This is a genomic window from Agrobacterium sp. A3-95 (assembly GCF_053521785.1).
In genome coordinates this window covers 433972-458377 of sequence record NZ_JBNWDR010000002.1, presented here as the reverse complement: position 1 = coordinate 458377, position 24406 = coordinate 433972, and the positions used below count along the sequence as shown (strand labels likewise).

The window sequence follows — 24406 nt, the reverse complement described above, 5'->3', positions numbered from 1 at the left end:
CGTTTCATTCAGGCTTCATATAGGGCCGGAAATGGCCATTGCAAAGGTCAAAACGGTCACATCCGTAGCACCCGCCTTCCGCAAGACGCGACTTGCCGCGCCCACCGTTGCACCAGTGGTATAAACATCATCCACCAGCACCACTCGCTTGCCATAAACATCGGTTTTTCGGCCGGGCGCTATTGCAAAAGCACCCCGCACATTGTCCTGCCGGGCAAGCGCTGAAAGCCCCACCTGCCGCTCGGTCGGCTTCACGCGCAACAGCGTGCCGGCAAGCAGCGGTTTGCCGGTGGCTTTTTGCCAGATGCCGTGCGAGCTCAGCGGACTGGTTGAAACGGCGACGCCAGAAGCGGTGGCGATGCAGCGGAACCGGCACGATACAGTCGCACCTATCAACCGTTCCGTCGCTTGCCCGCAGCATCCACAGCGCCATGAAACGCGCAAGATCGGTCCGGTCCTGATATTTCAGCCGGTGTACGAGTTTACGCGCGGTTCCCTCATGGCTGGCAACAGCACGCAGACGGTCGAAAGGCGGTGGGTCGGCGATGGCTTGTGCGCTTACAGTGCCCGCGCCGTGATCCCGGGCGAAGGGAATGCCCAGAACCTCACAAAAAGGCCGATCGATAAAGGCCACATCCCGCCAGCAATCAGCACACAGGGCACCCTCGCCGCCGGTCATGCGGGAACACCCTGCGCAAGTGGGCGGATAGACCATGCGAAAGGCCGAGTGCAACACGCTGCGTGCCGCCACCGACACCGTCGCGGACTTCGACAGCAATCCCGAAAACAGATCTTCACCAGCGCCCATGAGGTTGACTTTAGCGCCGAACGGGTGCCTTTGCGAGAGAGATATGTTTCGGCCTCTGACCGGAAAAACAATGCCCGAAGCGGCATGACAGCAACGATGCGGCCCGCCGATCCCAAAGGCGCTACAGGCCGAGCAGGCACGACGATGGATATTCTCTTTGACCAGGCCCTGATCGAACAAAATCGCCGCCGGGCGTGGAACCGGCGTGACGACAAGGCCCTGTTTCTTCTCGACATGGCCGCCGACGAGTTTGCCGACAGGCTCGCCATCGTCGAGCGCCGTTTCGAGACCGCAATCGAACTGCACGGCGGGACGGGCATCACCGCCCGGCGTGTGACTGAGACGGGCAAGGTGGATGCTATCCGTCGTATCGAGACGGATACCTCCTTTGCGACGGATGGGAATGTGCCGCAGGTGGCCTCCATGGAGCATCTGCCGCTCGAAGAAGCCTCCGCCAATCTCATTGTTTCCCCGCTTGCCCTCCACCTCACCAACGACACCCCCGGTGCGTTGATCCAGATAAGGCGGGCGCTAAAGCCGGACGGGCTGTTTCTCGGAGCCATCCCCGGCAGCGGCACATTGCAGGAACTGCGCGATGTGCTGTTGACGGCAGAAGCCGAGTTGACCGGCGGCGCCAGCCCGCGCGTCATTCCCTTTGCCGACGTGCGCGATGTTGGCGCACTGTTGCAGCGTGCCGGTTTTGCGCTTCCCGTCACCGACGCGGAAACTTATACGGTGCGTTACGACTCGATTTTTCCCCTGATGCGCGATCTGCGCGCCATGGGCATGGCCAATCCGCTGGCAAGCCGCAGCAGAAAACCGCTCAACCGCGCTTTTTTCCTGCGGGCAGCGGAGCTTTACGCCGAACGTTATTCCGATCCGGACGGGCGGATCAGAGCCACGTTTTCCATCATCTATGTCTCAGGCTGGGCACCGCACGAGAGCCAGCAGAAACCGCTGAAACCTGGTTCCGCCAAAATGCGCCTTGCCGATGCCCTGAAGACGACCGAAGTCAAGCTTTCCTGATAGGCGTAGCGCAGGCCTCAGATGTTGGCAAAAGTATCGGCGAGGAACTGGAATACAGCATTGATGGTGCTGCCGATGGTGGTTCCGCCACCGATGATGGCGGCGGAAATAACGCCGACGATCAGGCCGTATTCGACTGCGGTCGCGCCGTTTTCGTCTTTAAAGAAACGAATAAAACAATGCAGCACGGGATATTCTCCATCCGCCATCCGGTGCTTACGCTAACCGGCATTATATATTGCTAAAATCGAATTTATACTATGCCACTGGCATGAGTAATCCGTTACCGATGATGGTAAACGATCAGCAACCGCTCTCGCTGCTATAGCCCGTCACGACACAGGGCATCTCGGGCATCGGCTGGGTTATGCTGCGGCGGATGGAATAGGTCTTGCCAGCATCGGTCTTCTTGATGGAGCCGGTGCTTATCATGTCGTAATTGTCGGAGAACTGCGCGACGCGCGTTGATGATTTTCCGGCAAGCATGGGGGTGACGATCAGGGAAAGAGCAATCACAGCCGTCCCGAAAAGCAGCGCGACATTAAGAACGCCGGTGCGACGGGATTTGTTGGAGTAAGACTGACGACCTTCCACCGTCTTCCAGAAATCCTCGTTCATAGCCAACCTCATACGCGCAGTTTACCGCTTCTTTAGCTTAACAATCTGCCAGAGGGTGCTGAACGATCTGTTAACACAGCCTCGTTTTGGCACGGTAAAGCGGAGTTACGGGATGTTTTCAACAGGCTGCGCGAGGGGATCGAACCCGCCAGGTAGGTCGCTTTAAAGCAAATCCTGAAGGAAGGGGATGAGCGGCTCGTCGGCCGGCGGCATCGGATAATCACGCAGAGCCTGCGGCTTTACCCATTTAATTGCCTGTCCTTCGCGCCCATGGGCCATGCCTTCATAACGACGGCACACGTAAAGCGGCATCAGCAGGTGAAAAGTCTCGTAGGTATGGCTGGCGAACGTCAGCGGCGCGAGGCAGGCTATTTTGGTCTTGATACCCAGCTCCTCGTCCAGCTCGCGGACGAGGGTCTCCTCCGGCGTTTCGCCTTGTTCCACCTTGCCGCCTGGAAATTCCCACAGGCCGGCGAGCGACTTGCCCTCAGGTCGTTGCGCCAGAAGAATACGGCCGTCCTGATCAAGAAGGGCGCAGGCGGCAACCAGCAGGATTTTTTTGCCCGCTTCGCTCATTCTTCACCAGCCTTGCGCCAGTAGCGATAGGAATAGGCCTCGGTGAAGCCGAATTTTTCATAAAGTGCAATCGCCGGCGCATTTGTGGAGACGACCTGCAACCAGGCGCTTTTGGCGCCGCTGATGCGGGCCCAGCGCAGTGCTGACGCCAGCAGCTGCGTGCCGAGGCCCTTTTTCCGCTGCGACTTCTCGACATCGAGGGAAAGAATGCCGGCAAGATCGTTATCCTGCACGCAGATAACGGTGGCGAGTGCGCTGCCCCCTGCTTCTTCGTTGATGAACAGGCCAAGGGTCGGCTTGATCGAACTGAGGATTTCAGCGATCGCCGGGCGCAGGGTCGGGTCGCCATCGCTGACCTTGATACTCGCCTCGACAAAACGGCCAATATCGTGGCTCGGCAGACTGACCAGCGTTTCCGGCAGTTCCATGCCAGCGAGATCGACCGTCATGACCTTGACCTCCTCAACCATGGACCAGCCGTCCTTTACCAGAAAATCCTTGAGCTGCGGCGGCATCAGCGTCGTTTCGCGCACCACCAGCGGACGGCCGAAATCCTCGAAGCGCTTGCGCGCCTTTTCCAGCCGCACCGCGCAGTTTCCATAATCGGAAGGATCGAGCGGCACCACGCAATTGATGCGTTTGGATGGATGCGACCCCGTCAGGCGGATTTGCCAGCTACCGTCATAAATCACCGACGAGGCCGGCCATGCCCGAAAGCTGACTGCTTCCAGACGGCGAACCAGCGGCAGATTGACGATTTTATTGTCCTGCATTCTCTTCGGCTCCAACGGTCAGCTCCGGTAGTCGCCGTTGATCGCAACATATTCCTTGGTCAGGTCGCACGTCCATACGGTGGCCTTGCCCTCACCGAGACCGATGTCAACCTTCACCGGAATGTCTTCCAGCCGCATCACGGCGGTGATCTCCGCTTCCGAATAATCCGGATCGCGTTCGCCATTGACGGCAACGCGCACGCCGCCGAACCAGATGGCAAGGCGATCACGGTCGGCCATTTCACCGGATTTGCCCACAGCCATCACGACGCGACCCCAATTGGCATCTTCGCCGGCAACCGCGGTCTTCACCAGCGGTGAATTGGCAATCGAAAGGGCGATCTTCTTGGCCGCGACATCGTTTTCCGCGCCGGTAACGGTGACTTCGACCATCTTGCGTGCGCCTTCGCCGTCGCGAACCACCTGCAGGGCCAGATCTTTCAGGAGATCGTTCAAGGCGGCGCGGAAGGAGGAAAGCCGCTCATCATCGGCGCGCGTCACCTTGACCTGACCGTCCTCAGCCGCCGCACCTGTCGCAAACAACATCAGCGTATCGGAGGTGGAGGTGTCGCTGTCAACAGTCACGGAATTGAAGGTCGGGCCGACACCGGCGGAAAGCAGCGATTGCAGCGCGACCGGATCAATATCGGCATCCGTCACCACGAAGGAAAGCATCGTCGCCATATCGGGAGCGATCATGCCGGCACCCTTGGCGATACCGTTGATGGTGACCACGACACCGCCGATTTCGGCCGTGCGGGTCGCGACCTTGGGATAAGTGTCGGTCGTCATGATTGCCTTGGCGGCTTCCTGCCAGAAATCGGCTTCAGCCATGCCCTGCATGTCGCCCAGAACCCCGGCGAACTTGGTGGCATCAAGCGGTTCGCCGATTACGCCGGTCGATGCCAGAAACACTTCATTTTCAGAGCAGCCGACTGCAGCGGCTGCGGATTTCGCCGTCAATTCGGTCGCGGCCTTGCCTTTGACGCCGGTAAAGGCGTTTGCGTTACCGGAATTGACCACCACGGCGCGCGCCACGCCACCGCCGAGATTGGCGCGGCAGAAATCAACGGGGGCCGAGGGGCATTTCGATTTCGTGAAAACGCCAGCCACGCTTGCCGGCTTGTCGAACACCATCAACAGAACGTCGGTCCGGTTCTTGTACTTGATGCCGGCGGCAGCCGTCGCCATGCGAACACCACGCAGCGCGGGCATGTCGGGATAGGATTTCGGAGCGAGCGGGGAAACGGCAACGGACATGGGAAAGCGCCTGAGATTCTGGAAACGGGGAAGGTTTGGAAGTGCCTGAGATGAAGCGGGGCGGCCTGTGGCCGCCTCGTAACATGGTTTTATTACTGCTGCGGCTGTGCCTGCTGTTCCTTCGTGGCTTCGTCGTAGCCCTTCTTCAGCGTCTCATCCATGATTTCGATCTTCTGGTCAGCCTTTGCCTTCTCGATGAGGGCAACGTACTTGTCACGCATGACAAGCTGACGAACCTGCGGCTCGACCTGCTCGAAAGCCGGCGGCGGTGCGATGCGCTTGTCTTCCAGCTTGATGACGTGGAAGCCGAACTGCGTCTTGACAGGCGTCTTGGTGTAGGCACCCTTTTCGAGACCGAAAGCGGCCTCTTCGAATTCCGGAACCATGCGGCCCTTACCGAACCAGCCGAGATCGCCGCCATCATCCTTGTTGGAGTCGGTCGACTTTTCCTTGGCAAGTGCTGCGAAATCCTTGCCCGCATCAAGCTGCTTGATGACGTCCTTGGCTTCGTCTTCGCTTGCAACCAGAATATGGGCTGCCTTGATTTCTTCTTCCTTCGGCAAGGCTGCGACTTCCTTGTCGTAGCGCGCCTTCACCTCTTCATTGGTGACAGCATCAACCACATGCTTGCGGAAATAGGCGTTGTGCAGCTCACGGTCCTGAATGAACTCCATGCGCTTCTTGAAGTCTTCGGTCTTTTCCAGACCTTCGGCGCTGGCATTCTTCACGAGAAGCTTGACGTCGATCGCGCCGGAAAGGGCTGCGACCTTTTTCTGCTCGTCGGGAAGCTGTGCGAGCTGCGGATCGAGATTGCCCATGGCAAGGTCGAGTTCGGACTGGTGGATTTCCAGATCGCCAACCTTGGCGACAACCTTGTCTTCCTGTGCAAAGGCAGGAAACTGGAGGCCGAGCGTGGCCACAATCACCGCAGCCGCAATTTTATTATAGCGCAACATTTTGAACCTTTCGGGGACAATGCCGGCTCCAGACATGGTTTCCGGCTCTGAAAAAACTTCCAAACACCGGATTGTGGCCATTCTGTAACGGGCAGAACCGTTGACATCATTTGCCCCCCCTCTTATCTGTCACGCAACCTCGCGTCCAGATACGTTGAAGGGCGAAGTCCGTCATTTGTTGCCGAAATCGGCGTGATGGAAAAAACCGCCTGCGAAAACGGAATTTCAGAAAGGGCCAGTAAGATGGTCAGCCTCGGCGGAATAGCCCGCAAATTGTTCGGTTCGGCAAATGAACGCCGCGTCCGCTCCTATAAAAGCAAGATCGCAGCCATCAATGCGCTGGAGGAAGCCACCAAGGCTCTTTCCGACGACGCGCTGGCGGCAAAGACGGCGGAGTTCCGCCAGCAGCTTGCGGACGGCAAATCGCTGGACGATCTGCTGATCCCGGCTTTTGCCGTCGCCCGCGAGGCGTCGCGCCGTGTTCTACACATGCGACCCTTTGATGTGCAGCTGACCGGTGCCATGATCCTGCACCAGGGCGCCATCGCCGAAATGAAGACCGGTGAAGGCAAGACGCTGGTGGCGACCCTTGCGGTCTACCTCAATGCGCTGGCCGGCAAGGGCGTGCATGTCGTTACCGTCAACGACTACCTCGCCCAGCGCGACGCCGCCACGATGAGCAAGCTCTACCGTTTCCTCGGTCTGACGACCGGTGTGATCGTGCACGGGCTAGATGACGACCAGCGCCGCGAGGCCTATGGCTGCGACATCACCTACGCCACGAATAACGAGCTTGGCTTCGATTATCTGCGCGACAACATGAAATATGATCGCGCCCAGATGGTGCAGCGCGGCCACAACTACGCAATCGTCGACGAAGTGGACAGCATCCTGGTCGATGAGGCGCGCACGCCGCTTATCATCTCCGGCCCGCTGGACGACCGCTCCGATCTCTATAACACCATCGACGCCTTCATTCCGCTTCTGTCGCCGGAAGATTACGAAATCGATGAGAAGCAGCGTTCGGCCAACTTCTCCGAAGACGGCACCGAGAAGCTTGAAAACCTGCTGCGGCAGGCGGGCCTGCTCAAGGGCGAATCGCTTTACGACATCGAAAACGTCGCCATCGTTCACCACATCAACAATGCGCTGAAGGCCCACAAGCTCTTCACCCGCGACAAGGACTACATCGTCCGCAACGACGAAATCGTCATCATCGACGAATTCACCGGCCGCATGATGCCGGGCCGCCGTTATTCCGAAGGCCAGCACCAGGCGCTGGAAGCCAAGGAAAAGGTGCAGATCCAGCCGGAAAACCAGACGCTGTCTTCCGTCACCTTCCAGAACTACTTCCGCATGTATGCAAAGCTTGCCGGCATGACCGGTACGGCGTCGACGGAAGCGGAAGAGTTCGGCAACATCTACGGTCTCGACGTCATCGAGGTGCCGACCAACCTGCCGATCCAGCGTATCGACGAGGACGACGAGGTTTATCGTACCGGCGAAGAGAAGTTCCTTGCCATCATCGCCGAGATCAAGGCGGCGCATGATCGTGGTCAGCCGGTTCTCGTCGGCACGACCTCCATCGAGAAATCCGAGCTTCTGGCCCACATGCTGCGCCAGTCCGGCTTTACCGATTTCCAGGTTCTGAACGCCCGTTACCACGAGCAGGAAGCCTATATCGTTTCGCAGGCCGGTGTTCCCGGTGCGGTCACCATCGCCACCAACATGGCCGGTCGTGGTACGGACATCCAGCTCGGCGGCAACGTCGAGATGCGTCTGGAGCGCGAGCTGGAAGGCATGGAGCCGGGTCCGGAGCGTGATGCGAAGGAAGCGGCCATCCGCGCCGAGATCAAGGTTCTCAAGGAAAAGGCGCTTGCCGCCGGCGGTCTCTACGTCATCGCGACCGAGCGCCACGAAAGCCGCCGTATCGACAACCAGCTGCGTGGCCGTTCCGGCCGTCAGGGCGACCCCGGCCGCTCGAAATTCTATCTGTCGCTTCAGGACGACCTGATGCGCATCTTCGGTTCCGAGCGCATGGACAGCATGTTGCAGAAGCTCGGCCTGAAGGACGGCGAGGCCATCGTCCATCCGTGGATCAACAAGGCGCTGGAACGCGCCCAGAAGAAGGTCGAAGCCCGTAACTTCGAGACCCGCAAGAACCTGCTGAAATATGACGACGTGCTGAACGATCAGCGCAAGGTCATCTTCGAGCAGCGCCTCGAGCTGATGGAATCCGACAATATCGGTGAAACCGCAGCCGACATGCGCCACGAAGTGATCGAAGCGCTCGTCACCAAGCATATTCCTGAAAATGCCTATGCCGAACAGTGGGATATCTCCGGTCTCAAGGCCGGTATCGCCCAGTTCCTGAACCTCGACCTGCCGGTGGAGGAATGGGCGAAGGAAGAGGGCATCGCCGAGGACGACATTCTTCAGCGCGTTACCGAGGCCGCGGACAAATACGCCGCTGAACGTGCGGAACGTTTCGGCCCGGAGATCATGACCTATGTCGAGCGCTCGGTCGTGCTTCAGACAATCGACCATCTGTGGCGCGAACACATCGTCAACCTCGATCACCTTCGTTCCGTCGTCGGTTTCCGCGGTTACGCCCAGCGCGATCCATTGCAGGAATACAAGGCGGAAGCCTTCGAGCTGTTCCAGTCGCTGCTTACCAACCTGCGTGAAGCCGTCACGGCGCAGCTGATGCGTGTGGAACTGGTGCAGCAGGAACCGCAGCAGCCGGAGCTGCCGGAAATGACCGCGCATCACCTCGACCCCGTCACCGGGGAAGATGAGATGGCGCAGGGCGTGCCGGTCGCTTTCGTACCGGCCGAGGACCGCGACCCGAACAACCCCGCCACCTGGGGCCGTATCGGCCGCAACGAAATGTGCCCCTGCGGCTCGGGCAAGAAGTACAAGCACTGCCACGGCGTTTACGAACAGGCGTAAAAGGCCAGGGCTTTATGCCAGCAATCGATCGCCCGTAACCTGCGTTACGGGCGATTTTGTTTGGGCAGGATCATTGCTGCTGGTCGGGGTGTTGACTGGTATCGGCACTTTCCATATGGGAGCCGGATCATCCTGCGGAAACTGCTTTCATGGCCCCTCGCGATCTTGCCGCCTATATTTTTCTCGCGATTACGTGGGGCGTGTCTTTCCTGCTGCTTCTACATGTCGTCGCAGCCTTCGGCTGGATTGGCGCAGTCACGCTTCGCTCGCTCATAACCGCTGTAGCACTTTTTCTCATTGCGCGTGCGGCACGCCGGAAGCTGGTATTCTCCGCAAGCTGGCGCGCTTTCGCAATCGTCGGCGCAACGACGGTCGCCGGGCAACTAATCGGCCTGTCCTACGCGACGCCTCAGATCGGCACTGCGATGGCAGCCATATTGGTGGCGACCATCCCGCTTTTTTCAATGCTGATCTCGCAGATTTGGGGTCTGGAACGCCTGACGCGGCAGGGTATTGCCGGTCTCGTCATCGGCTTTGCCGGCATCGTCCTGCTCGTTGGTTTTCCCGCCGTTCCTGTCACATCCGGCTTTGTCATTGGCTGTGCTGCCGCTGTCGCCGCCTGCATCTGTGCCGCCTATGGCAGCAATTTTGCGAGCCTGCACCTCAAGGGGGTTGGATCCTGGGAAATAACCATCGGTTCCTTCCTGACAGGCGGCCTGATGACCTTACCGCTTCTTTTCGCTGTGCCCTTGCCCGGAACGCCCGATCTCGTCGATTACGGTTATCTTCTGATACAGGCGGTCGTCATGAGCGGCCTGACCTACATCACCTATTTCAAGCTGGTCTCCTCGATCGGCGCAACGAAGGCGATCAGCGTGGAATTTGCCGTCACCGTTGTGGCGGTGCTTGTTGGCGCCCTGGTGCTCGACGAACCCCTGTCGCTTCCCCAGCTGTTCGGTGCCGGCATCATCATTCTGGGCTGCGCACTGGTGCTTGACCTCATGCCCAAGAAAAAGGCCCCGCCCACCCCGTCGGGTGCATGAAGGGTTTATTAGCGTTTTCCACCAATAGTCGTGTTGATCGTTACGGATCAGGCGGGATCGCGTTCGTCACGCGAGGGGAAAATGCAACCGGGCAAATCAGACTATGAGCATTATTGGGACCCGTTGCGGGCACTCCTCATGCTGCTCGGCATACCCTATCACGCCTCCCTGCTCTACAGCTATGCTTTGCCCTGGGACATCAAGGATTTCGAGACCAGCCCAGTCCTGACCGCGCTTGGGGCAGCGCTCGTCACCTTCCGCATGCCTTCGTTTTTTCTGGTGGCCGGCTATTTTTCCACCATGGTCATCGGCAGGAAGGGCAAGATGCCATGGCTCAGACAGCGCTTCCTTCGCCTTGGCGTCCCTTTCATCGTGGCCGTGCTGCTGCTTGGGCCATCGCAGCTTTTCCTGCTGAAACTGGCGGGTATCGCCAAAGGTGATATTCCCGCCGACCGGCTGCTCGCGAACCTGCCGGATTTGCTGCTTCCGGGTGAGCAATGGATCATGCATCTATGGTTCCTACCCGCCCTCATCGCCTATTCGGGTCTGCTTGCCGGCCTGCTATTTCTGGCGGGGCGCCCGCCCCTCGCCTATGTAAGAGACTGGTTCGGCAGGATGCGGGGTCAATATCCAGCCGCGTTTTTCGCAGCGCTCTGCGCCTTCCCTGTTTTATGGGAGCTGACGGTTTATGGTTCGGGCCTGCTTGCTGGCAAAAATGGGAACAGCCTTCTCGTTCTCTATGAACGGGCCTCCGACCCTTACGCGCGTTACGTACCGTTCTTCCTTATCGGGGCTTTGCTTCATCGCGACCGGGCTCTTTTTCACCGCTTCCGCCAGACGGGCATCCTCACGGGCGTCATCGCGTTTGCCGGGATCGCGGCAGCGGTCACGCTGCGGTTGGAATATCCTTTTTCGAACTCGGCCCTGCTGGTACTCGTCTCCGCAATCGCCGCCGTGGCGGCAAGCCGTCTGCTGATCGACATCGCCTGCCGCTTTTTCGACCGGCCAAGCCGGCTTGCCAGGAGAATGACCGACGCTTCCTTCACCATCTACCTGGTTCACCACCCGCTGATTTATGCCTTCGGCACCCTCTTCATCCTGATCTCGCTGCCGCCGATCCTGGAATTCGCCATCATCGTCGTCGCCACCACGATAACGGCCTATCTGCTGCATCAGGCGATACGCCGTAGTCCGCTTGCCCTTTTTCTCTTCAACGGGATCCGCAAACCGAGGCCGGTGGCCAATATCGGCACACAGGTGCCTGTCTCCCAAACCCTTCGTTAATGATAAGGTGCTTATAATCCAGTTGCCTACTCAACTGGAAATGATGGCGTGTGGATTATGGCTATCCTCAACACGGCGGAAAAAGCCTTACCCGCAGGCCTGCGCGCTAAACTGGCGCCGCTGGGGGCAAAAATCGCCGTCGTCGTTTCCGGCAGAGACGATGTCTCCCGGGCCCAGCGCATGGCGCTCGTCGCCTTTGCGGTGCGCATCATCAGCGCCGGTATCGCTTTCATCTCCCAGATCGTCCTTGCCCGCCTGATGGGCGAATTCGAATATGGCCTGTTCGCCTTTGTCTGGGTTCTGGTCATCCTGTTCGGCAACCTCTCCTGTCTCGGCTTTCACACCACCGTCATCCGCTTTTTGCCCGGCTATCGCCTGGAGGATGCCCATGACAAGATCATGGGTCTAACCTCGACAGCGCGCCTCTTCGCCATGCTTTCGGCCAGCGCGCTTGCATTTTTCGGTTTCGTCTTCCTGTATTTCTTCGGCGAGCGCATCTCCGCCTATTACCTCATTCCGGTTTCGCTGGCGCTTTTCACCCTGCCGATGGTGGCGCTTGGCGATGTGCTGAACGGGACAGCTCGTGCTAACGGCTGGGCGGTTTCAGCCCTCAGCCCCACCTATATCATCCGCCCGGTGCTGATCCTGCTGTTCATGCTGGTGGCGATCCGTCTCGGCGCGGAAAAAACCGCAACGACAGCGATGCTTGCGGCCCTTTTGGCCACCTATGTCACCACGCTTTTCCACTTCGTGTTCATGAACCGCCGGCTCAACCGGCATTTCCGCAGCGTTGCCCGCAGGGTGCATTTCCGTCCGTGGATACGGTTTGCCTTTCCGATGTTCCTGATCGACGGCATCGGTTTTTTGATGACCAATTCAGATGTAGTAATCGTCGGTCTATATCTGCCGCCGGATCAGGTAGGCATCTATTTTGCCGCGGCAAAAACCATTGTGCTGATGCAATTCGTGTTTTTTTCCGTGCAGGCGGCTGCGGCCCCGCGTCTGGCCGCGCTCATTGCTGCCAATGACAGGCAGGGGCTGGCCGGGTTCGCCAGCCAGGCGGCGCGCTGGGCCTTCTGGCCATCACTTGCCGTTGGCTGTCTCGTGCTTCTGGCAGGGCCGTTTTTGCTGTCCCTGTTCGGTCCCGGCTTCGTACAGGGTTACAAGCTGATGTTCTTCCTCTTTGCCGGCTTCCTCGCAAAAGCACTGATCGGCCCGGGAGAAACGCTGCTGAATATGGCCGGCAAACAAAAATTGTGCGTAGCTCTTTATATTATTATCTTCGGTTGTAACATTATACTCAACATGGTGTTGATTCCGGTCTATGGTCTGACAGGCGCTGCGGCAGCTGTCGCGATAGCAATGTGTATAGAAGCTGTGCTATTGCATATTGCCATTCGCCGCACACTCGGGATCGTCCTTTTTGCCTTCAACGATCCCCGGGCGGGTCAAGACACTGGGAAGGCGGTGTAACGATAAGCATGTCCAGCGACCCAAAGAATCCGGATTTTCAGGACCCGCGCATCGCTGCGCTGATGGCGTCTACGGAGCGTGACCGCCCCGTGGCCGACAGCAGCCGGCGCGTGGGACGCGACGGCCGCGAATTCTGCATCTATCCTGGCCGGCTCGGTTACGACATGCAGGAAGAACTCGACTTCCTGTCCAACCGCGTCATGGAGGCAAATGTCTTCTTCACAGGGCGGCTTCTTGCACCCGCCATGCCGCGTATCGATGACAAGTCCGTGCGCTTCGCCCTTATTCGCGACGAGAACGGCGCTAGAAGCCGCATGCGGTTTCTGATGCCCTTCACCGTGGAAAAGCCGGGTTTTTCCATCGGTCCCTCCATCATCCGTGGCTGGGCCAACCCCTTCGGCCCTCTCGGCACGCCGCTGGTCGATACCGAAGGTGCCGCAGAGACGCTCGACAATCTTTTCGATGCGCTTTCCGACCGGGAAATGCGCCTGCCGAATGTTCTGGTACTGCCGGATGTACGGCTTGAAGGGCCTTTTGCCCGGATGTTCAAGGCCATAGCAATCAGCCGCAACCTGCCGGTGACGACGACTGGTAACTATCAGCGGCCGATGCTGGAGAGCCTTCTGGACGGCGAAGCCTATCTGCGTAATTCACTTGCGCCGCATCATTTGCGGGAGATGCGCAGGCAGTGGCGACAGCTCGAAAAACTCGGGGCCCTTTCCTACACCGTTACCCGGCAACCGAAGGACATACGCTACCGCATGGAGGAATTCCTGGCGCTGGAAGCGAGTGGCTGGAAAGGCCGCAAGCGCAGCGCGCTGGTGAACGACCGCTATCGCGCCGCCTTCGCCCGCGAGGCAATCACAAATCTGGCTGAAGCGGATGCGGTGCGCATTCACACCATCGATCTCAATGGCAGCGCCATCGCCTCCATGATCGTCTTCATGACGGCTGGCGAGGCCTATACGTGGAAGACCGCCTTTGACGAATCCTATTCGCGGTTTTCACCCGGCAAACTTTTGGTGCAGAAACTGACCGACTGGCAGCTGGACGACGCTAATATTCTGCGCAGCGACAGCTGCGCAGTGCCCGATCATCCGATCATGAGCCGCTTCTGGCAGGAACGGCAGGAAATGGGCACTCTGGTCGTCGGGCTTGCGCAGAACAGCGACCGTGACGTGCGACAGGTTTCCACGCAGGTGGACATGTATCGCAACACCCGCAACCTCGCCCGCAGCCTGCGCCAGAAAATCCTCTCCTTCGGGCGCAAGAACAGTTAATCCCGAAGGATGCCGCAGCATCCTTCGGTTTGGTATCGGACTATCGACGGGGCTGACGCTGCGTCAGCGCGAGGCCGTCCGGATCATCTTGCACAATTGGGTCAGTGCGGCGTCATATCCGCCGCCGAGAATATCGACACAACGACGGGCAAGCTTGATCTGCTCGTTTCGCGACATGTCGTTATAGGCCTGTATGGCATTGCGCATGCCACCGGGCGATACCGGCCCCGTGTTGCCGGGGTTTCCAGGATTGCCCGGATTACCGGGGTTCCCCGGATTGCCTGGCGAGCTGGAGCCGCCGATGCCAAGCCCGACACCAAGGCCAAGACCGCTCGATCCGCCCACATTCGCACCAACATTTGCATTGATGCCGCTGGAGCCGCCAACCGAAGCATTGGCGCCCGCACTGACACCGCTCGAGCCGCCGACGGATGCGTTGACATCCGCATTAACCCCGCTGCTGCCACCGACCGACGCGTTGACATCCGCGCCCAGTCCGCCACTGCTTCTGCCGCCGACATCAGCGCTGGCATTGACGCCATTGCTGCCACCAACGGAAGCATCGACACCGAGCCCACCGCTGCCATTGCCGCCCACACTGGCATTCACCCCGTTCTCACCGCCAATCCCGATATCCAGCGCGTGGGCGTTGACCGGTAAAATCAGACAGGCAGACAGTAACAAATTGCGAGAAAGCGCCCTCATAATTTCCTCCTATGAGTTCTGGCTTCTCCCGCCCCGCGTGGAAACTCCACGCAAACATCATAATTCAATTAGCAATTGTGTATATTCTAATTTATTAGTGGTATCTAATATTGCTTTAACGCCACAACCGTCGGTGTACCGATACGGGACGGACAAGCGCCACTCTCCTTTCATTCCCCGCCCGGTAAAAGCTCTGAAATGAAGGCTGCAAACGCACGTCATTAGACAGGAAAAATCAGCTTTGGGGTTGCACGCATGCCATTGGCCGTGATAGACGCCGTGGCATTACCACCGTTGCCCCAATGGCGGAATTGGTAGACGCGCCGCACTCAAAATGCGGTTCCGCAAGGAGTGCTGGTTCGATCCCGGCTTGGGGTACCATTTCCAAAACCGCATTGATTTTCTTCGCTTTATCCGGGTCTTCACAAAAGACCTGTCGATTGCTTCGCGGCCATCAAGACACTCACGAAACTTTGCTCATTCGCCCCTCGAATATTACCGGGCTTTCATTTGCCAGATGCAAAGGACTGGATTAGACGAATCCGGGAATACACCGTTGAACCGGCGACTTAATTTCGCCATCACGCCCGCCTTTTTGAAAGCCCGTTCGGGATATCTGCTTCTTCGTGAAGTTTGGGGAAAACATTATGGCCACTGCAACAACCGCCGACAATAGCCGCACGCTCGCCGCTCTTGGCGTAACGGCGGGAATGATCTTTACTGTCGGCTCCGCCCTCGGTTTCCAGCATATTGGCGGTTATACGCCCTGCGCATTGTGCCTTTTGCAGCGCGATCCCTATTACTACGCCATTCCGTTGGGTATTCTGGCCATAGCGACCAGCATCTTCAAGCTGCCGGTTCAGATCACGCGGCTGCTTCTCGCCCTCATCGGCGTGGCGATGCTGATCGGCGCCGGGCTTGGTGTTTATCACGCTGGTGTGGAATGGGGTTTCTGGGCAGGGCCTATCACCTGCGCCACGGGTGCGCCATCCATCACCACCAATGCCGGTGACCTGCTTGGCAATCTGAATGCCATCAAGGCACCCTCCTGCAACGACGCTGCACTTCGGGTGCTCGGCCTTTCGTTTGCCGGTTGGAATGTCATTGCAAGCGTTGCGCTTGCGGCCGTTGCCTTTTTTGGCGCGAGCCGGAAAAGCCGTTAAACGGAAAAGCCGCGTTGCAGTCCTCAAAGGATCAGGGCTGCAGCTCGGTATCCCAGTAAAGATAGTCCATCCAGCTTTCGTGCAGGTAGTTGGGCGGGAACAGCCGCCCGTTATTGTGCAAGTCCTGAACCGTCGGCTGGAAAGGCTTCTGCGCCGGGAACATGCCCGCCTGCTTGGGAAGCTTGCTGCCTTTTCTAAGATTGCAGGGAGAGCAGGCCGCCACGACATTGTGCCACGTGGTTTCGCCGCCATGGGCGCGGGGAATCACGTGATCGAAGGTCAGGTCGTCCCGCGTGCCGCAATACTGGCATTCGAACTTGTCCCGAAGGAACACGTTGAAGCGTGTGAAGGCGGGGTTGCGGGTGGGCTGGACATAGGTCTTGAGGCTGACGACGCTCGGCAACCGCATGGAAAAGCTGGGTGACGACACCGCGTGATCATATTCTGCAATGATGTTCACACGGTCTAGAAAGACGGCCTTGATCGCGTCCTGCCAGGACCATAACGACAAGGGATAATAACTCAGTGGCCTGTAGTCTGCGTTCAGAACGAGCGCCGGCAGGGCCTGTGGTGAAACTGCAATCGTCAAGGGCTTCTCCTGATCGATTCGGCATCTGCACTTGTATATTAGGTCCGTTGTTACAGGATTGTGAAGCCCATAAATGCAGCGGAGAAGAGCTTAATTTTTCAGCTCTAAAAACGTCTTTTTTGCGTTCCGGACAATCGGGCGGCGAGATAGTCGTCTGGCCACTATCTGGTGATGCCCCCAGCGGTACCGAAGCGATTCGCCTGCCGACGAACGCCATATTCGTTCTCACCCTCAATGCGAGATCAGTGATATAGTCAACGCGACGAACGATTGGGAAAGCAGAATGCGTATCTGTCGTTCTGTCGAGGGAAGGAAACGGCCATGATCTTGCGCAGGCACCAAACGGCAGCGTTATGGAAGGGCCTGGCGGCTGGCGCCTTTGCCGTGCTGATGGGCCTGCCCGCTTCCGCTTCTGCCCAGCAATATCAGAATTTCGAAGTCACGCCGGATGGCCGTGGCGGTGCGCAGGGAACGATCGGCGGGCGCAATTTCGAGGTCTACCGCAATTACGACCGGCCGCCGGCAAGTCGCAGCAACTCAACCGATACGCGGCGTGAGTACCGAAACGCTGTGCCACAACAGACATGTATCATAGATGCCGAGGGCCGCACCCGCTGCAAGTAAGCGCAAACTCACCGGTTTCCCCGCTGTTCTATCTCGCTTTAATAAAATTGGATTTCGCTAAAAAGCAATCTATCGACTTAAACGGCCCGCAACGAAGGGTCGCTATGTTGCCATGCACAAGAGACAACAACCGGGCAGAGGCAGAGACATGGCGAAGAGACAAATCCGTCTGGCAAAGACTTTGGCAGTTGCCGTCAGCGTGGCGGCAAGCATCGCGACAATGGCATCGGCCGCCCCGCTTGCGGGCCTGGCGCAGAACCCGACCGCATCGCGCCCCGGCCTGTTCATGACGACAAGCCGCCCGACAATTGCCCCAATCGCCTTCGCAAAATTTTGCGACGACGCCGCCGACCAATGTGTCCGGATCGGTGATCGCGACACGGTCGAACTGACCAAGCAGAAGCGCACGGAACTCCAGCGCATCAACGCCGAGATCAACACATCGATAATCTATACAAGCGAAGCGGACGGACAGGACGAATGGAATCTGAACCCCGCAAGCGGTGACTGTGACGACTACGCGGTGACCAAGCGGCAACGCCTTCTGCGCGCCGGCTGGCCCTCGGGCGCCCTGCGCATTGCCACCGCCCGCACCCCTACCGGCATAGGCCACGCCGTTCTGGTCGTCAGCACCAGCCAGGGCGATCTGGTGCTGGACAACCGCACCAACGTCGTCAAACCTTGGAAAGCGGTTGACCTGAAATGGATCAAGATCCAGTCACACGAAAACCCGCGTGTCTGGCTGAAACTCTAGGTCTATCTCGCACAGGATAGTCATCTTCGAACAGGAAGGGGGCGCTCCGTTCCTCTTCAATCGCCGCGGCGCGCCTTGCGAAAATCGACACCGGCTTTCGCAATTCCCTGCCCCGGATAGCTTTGTCCGACAGGGCTTTGGCGGATGCCGTAGCCGTTGCATGGACCCAGGATTTACGGGCTCTGTGGCGTTGGCTTTCAACACTCTTGACCTCGTGCAAGAGAGACAGTATCGGCATCTATGCCTAAAGTGCTCAACTGGATTCGCGGTCGTAAACAGCCAGCCCCCCGCGACGACCGGAGGCGGCGCAGAATAGACCTCGGCGACAAATCTCCGTCTTTTCCGATCTACGCCATTGGCGACGTCCATGGCAGCCTCGATCTGCTTTTGCAGGCGGAACAGAAAATCCTTGCCGATCTCGCAAGCAATCCATCCCCCGCTCTGGTTATTCTTCTGGGCGACTATGTCGATCGTGGCCGGGATTCGTGCGGTGTTCTCCAGCATCTGCTGCAACCACCGCCGGCGCCCCTGCGCCGCATCTCGCTTTGCGGCAATCACGAACAGCTCTTCAGCGATTTCCTCGAAAATCCGCAAGACAACATGCACTGGCTGGATTTCGGCGGCCGCCAGACGCTTTTGTCCTACGGGGTCGATATCAGCTACTTCATGAACAACGGCCGTCTGCGGCTCCAGCCGTTCAGGGATGCGCTGATTGGCGCGATCCCGCAGGCCCATCGGCAACTTCTAGTCAGCCTGCCTATCTGCGTCCGCATGGGACCCTATTTTTTCGTTCATGCCGGCCTTAAACCCGGGGTGCCGCTTGAGGCGCAGACCGATGAGGACATGTTGTGGATCAGGGAACCCTTCCTGTCGGAAGGGGCGGGACTGGACCTTCTCATCATCCACGGCCATACGCCGGCGCCGGAACCACAGACAGGTCCGCAACGGATCGGCATCGACACCGGAGCGTTTACGACGGGCAGGCTTACCATTCTAAAGCTGACGGATGCGGGGCCACGACTTATTGCCTGATGGCTTGCCATCGTTGGATCAGGTTGCACCAGCCAGACGCATCACAATCGCGATTTATTTGCCCTTCAGAATATTGCCGAGCACCGTCATTTGCCGGCGGTTCCATTCGACAGCGTCAAGGAACGCATTGTTTCCCAATTCCTGCCGCTGCTCCCGACTGGAAGAGAGCCGCACAATGGCATTGGCAAAGGCCTGATGATCTCCGTCTTCAACGACAATCACGCCACCACGATATCCTTCTGAAAGCCCCCTCACACCCGTCTGGGTGCTGATCGTTGGGACACCCGCAGCCAGAGCATCAAGCAGTTTTATATTGATGCCCGTGCCAAGCGTGATTGGATTGATGGAAAGTGGCGCGCGTGTGAACGCATCCTTCAAGTTCTCCACCCGGCCAAGCTTGAGAACCCCCTCCATGTCCTCGACCTTGCCACATATGCTACCTGCCAGCACCAGGCGAATGTCCGGACGGGCCGCCCTCACCAAAGGCAGGACATTGTGAAGGAAACTATTGAGAGAAATGACGTTCGCGTCGTTGCCTGAACCGAGAAACAGAAAATCAGCGGAAGTGAAGTCTTCCACTCTCTGGCCGAGATCCAGAATATGGCTCACCGTTTCAACCGCCGGCGGCTCTCCTGCCAGCCGCTGCTTGAACGAACGTTCCTCTTCTTCCTGTATGGCGACAACGACATCGGCGCGGCGGAATGCCTTGCATTCCACGTCCGGCGGAACCGAGAACCAGTACCCAAATCTGTTGGCCGTGTTCACGAACGCCTTGTGACGATCGGCGAAGGAATCGTGCGTGTCGAGAATGCGAAGCACATCATCCGGCAGCCCAAGAAAAGCTCTCGAATGAAAGGCATATTCGACGATAACGGCGTTGATCCCGAGTCGACGCTGAAGATCCAGGACCTGCCTGCCTATTTCCGGATAATAGAACTCGTCGAGGTAATTGTAGAAACCGCTGTCGCGGCCAAGGAGCCGTTGAATTTTCCGACGGGTTCGAAATGCGGTCAACCCAATCTCGAACCTGAAGTCGTCGATGAGCCGTGCTGCAAACCCGCATGGTTCCCTGGACACGACGTGCATATGCCCGGCCCCAAACTCGACCTCATGGGCCGCGGGATCGAAATCAGCTATCATCGGAGTATCGACATAGACGAAATGCACTTCATGTCCGAGGCTACGCACGGCGCGTGTCAGCTGGAGAATCCTGTTCCGCGCACCCTCGTTGGCGGGAACGGCAGGGAATACGGAAACAAAAGCGACTTTCATGAAAATGACTCAAGGCTGCTTGGCGAAGGTCTCGAACACCTGAAAATTCCTTTTGGAAAGGTCCAGAATTTCAGGCAGCCTTTTCCCGACTTTTTCGCGAATCTCATCGGCCTGATCCACGAAATTGATCAAGGCATTCTTGATGCCATCATCCGTATGGAACTTGGCGGGCGAAAGCAGCTCAGCCGCGGAGAGACCGAAATGCTGGTACAACCCTTCGAACTTGCCTTGATACGCAATGCATATCACAGGAACGCCCTTGCCCAGCGCAGCGATCGCAAGATGCATGCGTCCGCTGACGAGGCCATCGAGTTTACCGGCAACGCCTTTTAAAACCGGGGCTGGCCATCTGCCATCCAGATATCGAACCCTGTCTGTCTGTGAAGATGGAGCAAGCTCGGTAATGGCCTTGAGGCAGGCTTGATCGCCCACGTCTTTCCGGTAGTCATGCGGAATGACCAGCCAGCAGACCGGTCTTGCATCGGCAACGAACTCCAGTGCTTCGGCCCCGCGCCTGATGATCGCCGCGATCTGCGCGCTATCCGCATTCTTGAACAGCATGGGATGCAGATTGAAGCCCATGACCCTGTATCCCTCGGCGCGCTTTCGCGCGATCCACGAGATCGTATCTTCATCGGGTTCCGATGGGACAAGACTAAATGCAGAATCGGAAACCAGTGCCGCCTTGGCCGTGGCAAAGGCGTTCAGACGCTCGAGGGAAACAACGTCACGCACATTGAGCGACACCCCCGGATGAAGGGAGCTGTAGAACTTCGCCAAAGCGGGGTGCGGCGTTTCATTAAAACTGAAACCGAGGATAACGTTTTTGATCCCGGCGGCGGCAGCCAGATCAGCGCTTGCCAGAAGTTTTGCGCTGACCAGCGGATGATAATAGCCATCCATCACGTCGGCACCGACAACGACGATGCAATCGTACTTCCGCACCGAAAATTGCTGGGCAAGGGCCTGGATGAAGTCAGGCTTTCCAAAGATATCGACGGTAACAAAGCCTCTCTGCAAAGCAGAGTCGCCAAAATTCGTTCCGTCGACGAGGATGTCTATCTCGACATTGGGATTGCTCGCACGGGCATTCTGCACGGTCGCCGTGATCATCGCGTCATCGCCGGCGGAACCGAACAGGGTGATGGGATCACCAGCCACGATCAAAAGCCGGTTCAGCCGATCTCCGACGTTGATAGGCTTGATACTGTGCTTCAGCTCTTGCAGATCATTGAAGAGTTGCTGGACCGCATTATCCAGATTGCGCCGCTCGTTATATTGCACCAGCTTCCGACGCAGTGGTGCAGGGAGTATTTTTTTCACGAGCTTGCGCATTTTCTTTCCTTTCGAGAACCTATTTTGCTCATGATGAGGGCGATGGCGGACCGGGCCTCGCTTCTCGCGGTCAGAGCCAAAAGCAACAGATATGCGACGCCAAACATACCACCGAGCAGGATGCCGGATACGAGGTCGCCCGCACCCAGCATTTTAACTTCAGGTCGCATCCACTGAACGAGCAGGAAGCAGAGACCGCTGGAACCGAAGCTTGGCAAAAGCAGGAGGAGAATTCTCCACAGCTTGATGCCGAGTTCCCGGGCGACAAAATAAAATGTGAAAGGCGTCGAAGTGAGCTGCCCGAAGACAAACACGATGACGATTTCCCGGATGTTTTCCGTCGGGACAAGCAATATCAACAGGATGGTAGAGATTGCCTTGACCGTCCCGGCAATCAGCACCTTGTCCGGCCTGCCGCGTGCGGACAGAAACGGGCCGTTTTGAAACTGGACGCATTGCAATGCACCCAGCAGCAGCAGCGGCCGCGCAACCCCGTCGGCACCCTGCCATTGCGCGCCGAACAGGACGTTGCAGATCTCTGGCGCCAACGCAGCCGAGAGCACGAAGATCGGTGTCGAAAAGATCGAAGATATGGTGATGGATTGCTTGTACAGTTCCGCCATGCGCTCCCGCTCGTGCGATATGCGGGACAGCACCGTCAACGAAACATCATATAGCGCCGCCTGAAGCAGCTGCATGAGAAGCTGATAGAGCCTGCTGCCGACGGTGTAGAGCCCAAAGAGAGCAACCCCGTAACGCCCCAGGATCATGACGTCGATCAGCCGCGTGGCTCCGAAATCCACGATGCGCAGACCGAGAGCCGACGAGCCGAAGCGAAGCAATTCGAAAAAAGTGTCGGGCTTGAGCGTGGTGCCCGGAAGCCAGTGCGGTTTGCGCCAGAGCCAGATCAGCGTCACAATGGTTGCGACATAAGTCTGAACGACAAGGCTCCAGACGCCCAGGCCCATGATGGCGAAAGCAATCGCAACGCCACCGCCGATAATATTCGAAATGAAGGTTCTTATTGCCAGCGGCTTGAACGCGAGCGCACGCCGATAATTGACTTCCTGAAAAAGCGAGGCGGTATTCAGCGGCAGCAATATGCAGATTGCCACGATGATCGGTGCCAGCCCTTCCACCTCGAACCAGCTTTCCAGTCTGGGCGACAGCAGACAAACAACGATGACAAACACCGTTGCCAGCGCAACGGACACATAAAATGGCAGATTGACGTCGCTTGGCTCCAGATTTCGTTTCTGCACGATCGCATCTGCGAAACCGAACTCCGACAGCATCTGGATGAGCATCAGAACCAGGCCCGCCGTAGCGACCATGCCGTAGTCGGTGGGGCTGAGGAACCGGGCAAGAACGATGAAAAGAATGGAGGTAAAAAGCTTTCCACCCCAGTTCTGGACGATGGACCAGAAAACGCCTGTTATCGCGGCGCTGCCTATCGAACTTTGCTCCGCCATCAACCTGCCGCCTGCAAAGCCGGTCGTGACAGCCCGACCACCGCAGCGGCCAGAAAACGATCGAAGTCCAGCTTGGGGAAACGGACTTTGCCGATATTGCTTTCTACCATGTGCTCTTTCCTTGGAAGAAACGCTTGCAACGGACCCGGTCCGTTGCCGGTCTAAGATGCGCGTAAGGTTCGGCTTTCCCTGCTTTTCGCCAGCACGTCCTCGTAGAGCTTCACATAGTTCTCACCCACCCGGCGCGAGGTGGATTCCTCGACGATATTTCCGAAATCGGCCTCCGTCGGCAATTGCTCGCGCGAAAGCGTCAACACCCGGCGAATGCGTGCGGCAAGGTCCGTGGCGTTGCCCGGTTCGAACAGCCAGTCGTGGTTGGTCTCGCCGATCAGTTCCGGAATGCCGCCCGAGGCAGCGCCGATGACCGGAACCCCCATCGCGTAAGCCTCGTAGATGGTGCGCGGCGAAGGTTCAGCCCAGAAGGAGGGAACGATGAGCACATCGATCTCTTCGAAGAATTCCTTCGGCTTTGCCCAGCCGACGAACTCGATCGGCAGGTCGCCGGCCTGGGCCTTGAAGCGTTCGATGGAATCGTCCATCGCGTGGCCGGCAACAAGACAGCGCCAGTTACCGTGGCCGATTTCCCTGAAGGCATCGACCATGTTGCCGACACCCTTTTCCGTGTTGATGCGGCCGATATAGCCGAAGGTCATCGGCTTGCCGGTTCGGTCGATCTGCCTGCGTGCGACCGGGTCGCCCTCCGGAACCGTGCAGGAATAAAAGATCACACGGCGCATGCTTTCCGGCAGGTGATGGAAAAGCCCGTGATCGACATGGGTTTTAAGGATTTCCGTGCCAACGCTTGCCACCGCGCCGATGTAGCGCTGCGTGAATTTCTTGGTGAAATTCACCACCTGACAGCCGAGATGGATGTGTTCGCAGGGCTTGCCGCCCTTGAACATGGCGGCGTTACCGCACAGAAGATCATATTCGCAGATCGTGTGGACGATCGGAATGTTGCGTTTATGCGCCGCCCGCCACACCAGCGTCGTCACATCCAGCAGCGAGTGCGTATTGAGAACATCCGGCTTGAAATCGTCAAGAACGGCTTCGAACTGCTTCTCGACGTTGAAATTCCATTGCTGCTTGATCTTCTGCATACGCCTTTGCTGCGGCGTATATTGTGGCCAGTCCTCGAGCCAGAAATCGTTATTGTGGAACATGCGGTAGACGCTGACGCCATTGCGCACCGTTTTGGGTTCGGCCTGCCGCTCTATGCAGGCGGCACCGACCTCATGTCCCATGGAGACGAGTTCCTCGGCAAGATGTTCGACCGAGCGTTCGCACCCGCCAACGATATGCGGCGGATAAAGGCTGCTGAGATGGAGAATTCGCATACGGATACGCTCTA

At 58.1% G+C, this 24406-nt stretch carries 22 protein-coding genes, 1 tRNA gene and 1 pseudogene; 11 read left to right on the top strand and 13 right to left on the bottom strand.

Annotation, left to right across the window (positions count from 1 at the left end; all coding sequences use genetic code 11):
- Positions 1 to 15: 15 nt before the first annotated feature.
- Positions 16 to 808: pseudogene (locus ACQZ5Y_RS07700) on the bottom strand (ComF family protein).
- A gap of 144 nt (positions 809 to 952) precedes the next feature.
- Here ACQZ5Y_RS07700 and ACQZ5Y_RS07695 point away from each other — a divergent pair.
- Positions 953 to 1834: a methyltransferase domain-containing protein gene (locus tag ACQZ5Y_RS07695; protein WP_111803509.1), complete on the top strand. Its 882-nt coding sequence runs from the start codon at positions 953 to 955 to the stop codon at positions 1832 to 1834.
- Positions 1835 to 1851: 17 nt separating this feature from the next.
- On the opposite strand, the gene ACQZ5Y_RS07690 is transcribed toward ACQZ5Y_RS07695, so the two are convergent.
- The 6 genes from ACQZ5Y_RS07690 to ACQZ5Y_RS07665 all read right to left on the bottom strand — a co-directional run bounded on the left by ACQZ5Y_RS07690 (position 1852) and on the right by ACQZ5Y_RS07665 (position 6017).
- A complete protein-coding gene (locus tag ACQZ5Y_RS07690) occupies positions 1852 to 2043 on the bottom strand; it encodes a Flp family type IVb pilin (protein ID WP_026330706.1) in 192 nt (63 codons plus the stop codon).
- Positions 2044 to 2137: 94 nt separating this feature from the next.
- A complete protein-coding gene (locus tag ACQZ5Y_RS07685) occupies positions 2138 to 2452 on the bottom strand; it encodes a hypothetical protein (RefSeq protein ID WP_003511234.1) in 315 nt (104 codons plus the stop codon).
- 162 nt (positions 2453 to 2614) lie between these two features.
- On the bottom strand, positions 2615 to 3028 hold the full coding sequence (gene mutT, locus ACQZ5Y_RS07680; RefSeq protein WP_003511235.1) for an 8-oxo-dGTP diphosphatase MutT: 414 nt from the start codon (positions 3026 to 3028) through the stop codon (positions 2615 to 2617).
- A complete protein-coding gene (locus ACQZ5Y_RS07675) occupies positions 3025 to 3801 on the bottom strand; it encodes a GNAT family N-acetyltransferase (RefSeq protein WP_174060028.1) in 777 nt (258 codons plus the stop codon). Before ACQZ5Y_RS07675 ends, mutT begins: the two co-directional genes overlap by 4 nt.
- A gap of 18 nt (positions 3802 to 3819) precedes the next feature.
- Positions 3820 to 5061 carry a bifunctional glutamate N-acetyltransferase/amino-acid acetyltransferase ArgJ gene (gene argJ / locus ACQZ5Y_RS07670; RefSeq protein ID WP_174060029.1) on the bottom strand — a complete coding sequence of 414 codons (1242 nt, stop codon included), beginning with the start codon at positions 5059 to 5061 and terminating at the stop codon, positions 3820 to 3822.
- Between the two features lie 92 nt (positions 5062 to 5153).
- Positions 5154 to 6017, bottom strand: coding sequence for a peptidylprolyl isomerase (locus tag ACQZ5Y_RS07665; protein WP_013761725.1), 864 nt, complete (start codon positions 6015 to 6017; stop codon positions 5154 to 5156).
- 243 nt (positions 6018 to 6260) lie between these two features.
- Between ACQZ5Y_RS07665 and secA the strand changes: the two genes are divergently transcribed.
- The 5 genes from secA to ACQZ5Y_RS07640 all read left to right on the top strand — a co-directional run bounded on the left by secA (position 6261) and on the right by ACQZ5Y_RS07640 (position 14049).
- Complete coding sequence (secA, locus tag ACQZ5Y_RS07660; RefSeq protein WP_065659718.1) at positions 6261 to 8969, top strand: preprotein translocase subunit SecA; 2709 nt, start codon at positions 6261 to 6263, stop codon at positions 8967 to 8969.
- A 149-nt stretch (positions 8970 to 9118) separates the two neighbouring features.
- On the top strand, positions 9119 to 10012 hold the full coding sequence (locus ACQZ5Y_RS07655) for a DMT family transporter (RefSeq protein WP_065704351.1): 894 nt from the start codon (positions 9119 to 9121) through the stop codon (positions 10010 to 10012).
- Between the two features lie 81 nt (positions 10013 to 10093).
- On the top strand, positions 10094 to 11296 hold the full coding sequence (locus ACQZ5Y_RS07650; protein ID WP_174060030.1) for an acyltransferase family protein: 1203 nt from the start codon (positions 10094 to 10096) through the stop codon (positions 11294 to 11296).
- A gap of 57 nt (positions 11297 to 11353) precedes the next feature.
- Positions 11354 to 12769 carry a Wzx-type polysaccharide biosynthesis protein UppV gene (uppV, locus tag ACQZ5Y_RS07645; protein ID WP_174060031.1) on the top strand — a complete coding sequence of 472 codons (1416 nt, stop codon included), beginning with the start codon at positions 11354 to 11356 and terminating at the stop codon, positions 12767 to 12769.
- Between the two features lie 8 nt (positions 12770 to 12777).
- Positions 12778 to 14049, top strand: a complete 1272-nt coding sequence (locus ACQZ5Y_RS07640) for a GNAT family N-acetyltransferase (RefSeq protein ID WP_003511245.1) — start codon at positions 12778 to 12780, stop codon at positions 14047 to 14049.
- Positions 14050 to 14112: 63 nt separating this feature from the next.
- Here the strand turns inward: ACQZ5Y_RS07640 and uppQ are convergent, their stop codons facing one another.
- On the bottom strand, positions 14113 to 14754 hold the full coding sequence (gene uppQ / locus ACQZ5Y_RS07635) for a polysaccharide biosynthesis GNAT family N-acetyltransferase UppQ (protein WP_003511246.1): 642 nt from the start codon (positions 14752 to 14754) through the stop codon (positions 14113 to 14115).
- Positions 14755 to 15050: 296 nt separating this feature from the next.
- Between uppQ and ACQZ5Y_RS07630 the strand changes: the two genes are divergently transcribed.
- Together ACQZ5Y_RS07630 and ACQZ5Y_RS07625 are read left to right on the top strand one after the other, a co-directional pair.
- Positions 15051 to 15135, top strand: a tRNA-Leu gene (locus tag ACQZ5Y_RS07630).
- A gap of 266 nt (positions 15136 to 15401) precedes the next feature.
- Positions 15402 to 15917, top strand: a complete 516-nt coding sequence (locus ACQZ5Y_RS07625) for a disulfide bond formation protein B (protein WP_013761732.1) — start codon at positions 15402 to 15404, stop codon at positions 15915 to 15917.
- A 31-nt stretch (positions 15918 to 15948) separates the two neighbouring features.
- Here ACQZ5Y_RS07625 and ACQZ5Y_RS07620 read toward each other — a convergent pair whose 3' ends face one another.
- The gene (locus ACQZ5Y_RS07620) at positions 15949 to 16506 is read right to left on the bottom strand and encodes an HNH endonuclease (protein WP_003511248.1); all 558 of its coding nucleotides are present in this window, start codon (positions 16504 to 16506) and stop codon (positions 15949 to 15951) included.
- 321 nt (positions 16507 to 16827) lie between these two features.
- Here ACQZ5Y_RS07620 and ACQZ5Y_RS07615 point away from each other — a divergent pair, with 321 nt between their 5' ends.
- From ACQZ5Y_RS07615 to ACQZ5Y_RS07605, 3 genes are all read left to right on the top strand, one after another.
- Complete coding sequence (locus tag ACQZ5Y_RS07615) at positions 16828 to 17130, top strand: hypothetical protein (protein ID WP_003511249.1); 303 nt, start codon at positions 16828 to 16830, stop codon at positions 17128 to 17130.
- 148 nt (positions 17131 to 17278) lie between these two features.
- A complete protein-coding gene (locus ACQZ5Y_RS07610; protein ID WP_025595463.1) occupies positions 17279 to 17884 on the top strand; it encodes a transglutaminase-like cysteine peptidase in 606 nt (201 codons plus the stop codon).
- 240 nt (positions 17885 to 18124) lie between these two features.
- A complete protein-coding gene (locus tag ACQZ5Y_RS07605; protein ID WP_003511251.1) occupies positions 18125 to 18916 on the top strand; it encodes a metallophosphoesterase family protein in 792 nt (263 codons plus the stop codon).
- A 54-nt stretch (positions 18917 to 18970) separates the two neighbouring features.
- Here ACQZ5Y_RS07605 and ACQZ5Y_RS07600 read toward each other — a convergent pair whose 3' ends face one another.
- The 4 genes from ACQZ5Y_RS07600 to ACQZ5Y_RS07585 form a co-directional block, all read right to left on the bottom strand.
- Positions 18971 to 20188 (bottom strand): glycosyltransferase family 4 protein, encoded by a 1218-nt coding sequence (locus tag ACQZ5Y_RS07600; protein WP_174060032.1) that lies wholly within the window; start codon positions 20186 to 20188, stop codon positions 18971 to 18973.
- 9 nt (positions 20189 to 20197) lie between these two features.
- On the bottom strand, positions 20198 to 21523 hold the full coding sequence (locus ACQZ5Y_RS07595; protein ID WP_174060033.1) for a polysaccharide pyruvyl transferase family protein: 1326 nt from the start codon (positions 21521 to 21523) through the stop codon (positions 20198 to 20200).
- On the bottom strand, positions 21508 to 22995 hold the full coding sequence (locus tag ACQZ5Y_RS07590) for a lipopolysaccharide biosynthesis protein (RefSeq protein WP_174060034.1): 1488 nt from the start codon (positions 22993 to 22995) through the stop codon (positions 21508 to 21510). The genes ACQZ5Y_RS07595 and ACQZ5Y_RS07590 overlap by 16 nt, the downstream gene beginning before the upstream one ends.
- A gap of 161 nt (positions 22996 to 23156) precedes the next feature.
- Positions 23157 to 24392, bottom strand: a complete 1236-nt coding sequence (locus tag ACQZ5Y_RS07585; protein WP_019564824.1) for a glycosyltransferase family 4 protein — start codon at positions 24390 to 24392, stop codon at positions 23157 to 23159.
- Between the last annotated feature and the right edge of the window lie 14 nt (positions 24393 to 24406).